Here is a 989-nt window from a genome sequence, read left to right as displayed (position 1 = left end):
CCAACCAACTCACCACCGGCGCGAACTTCCCCTCGTCGTTCACCGGAGAGGGTGCGCAGAACGTGCGATTGGCGATCCGAGCCGCCCTGGACCGCAAGGGAATCCGTGATCCAGAGGCACGTGCCTACTGGGAAGCCGGGATGATGCTGGTCAGCAAGCGGGAATCGGGTTTCCGCGACCAGCTCAACAACTGGGATTCAAATGCGCGGGCCGGCAACCCTTCTGGCGGTCCGTTCCAGTTCATTCGGACGACGTACAACGCCTATCGCGAACCGGGAACCTCCGGCAATTCTCGGGACACCCTTGGCCAGGCGTGCGCGTTCATCAACTACGCCACACGCCGCTACGGGGTGTCACTGGACGGCCATAACCTGGCCGATCGTATTCAACAAGCCGACCCTCGGCGGGGGCCCAAGGGGTACTGACCGGCCCTACTGCACCTTTGTCGGCAGGCGGGCCGCTTATCCTGTGGGCATGGAGTTCGCGCATGGCTACGTAGCGGAAGTGGACCGCATCTTGGCTGCCGCTGCGTCGATTTTTCCTGCCAACCCCCAGGTCGCCGAGCTGCGGCGAGATCCAGCACCGGCTGGCGTCGCCGTTCCGGCCGGGCAGAGCGGTTTGGCCGCTGCGGCCGAGCAGGCCGCGACGAACTACCGCAGTGACGACGCGCGCGCGACGGCGTTGAGCGAACAGTTGCACGGCGAGGTGCGGGATGCGGCGGCGCATGCTCAGCAGGCAAACGACTCCGCTCGCGCGATCCGACAGACAGCGACCACGAGCGCCCGGGCGGTGATCGCCGAAGGCGGCGAACCCCACAACATGGTCCTGTTGGTCTCGCAGATGGACGAGCGTCTCGCAGCAATGCAGGACCAGATCGGACACACCCGGCAGCGTCTGCAGTCGGCGACCCAGAAGATCCAGGCACACGGCGCGGACATGGCCGCTGTCCGGCGCGGGTGAGGTGCTCTCATTTTGCTTGGTTGGGGCGT

The 989-nt window shown here is 65.8% G+C and carries 1 protein-coding gene and 1 pseudogene; both read left to right on the top strand.

Going from position 1 to position 989, the window contains the following annotated elements; all coding sequences use genetic code 11:
• Positions 1-425 (top strand): annotated as a pseudogene (locus B1790_RS34900) (transglycosylase); the annotation flags it as partial.
• A gap of 49 nt (positions 426-474) precedes the next feature.
• A complete protein-coding gene (locus B1790_RS33780) occupies positions 475-960 on the top strand; it encodes a hypothetical protein (protein WP_079927623.1) in 486 nt (161 codons plus the stop codon).
• The last annotated feature ends 29 nt before the right edge of the window (positions 961-989 follow it).

This window comes from Mycobacterium sp. AT1, from assembly GCF_002043095.1.
GTDB lineage: Bacteria > Actinomycetota > Actinomycetes > Mycobacteriales > Mycobacteriaceae > Mycobacterium.
This window is presented reverse-complemented; position numbering and strand designations above follow the sequence as displayed.

Bases quoted from the DNA above. Each gene is read 5' to 3' on its own strand.
- B1790_RS33780 (WP_079927623.1), top strand. From the start codon at position 475: ATGGAGTTCGCGCATGGCTACGTAGCGGAAGTGGACCGCATCTTGGCT.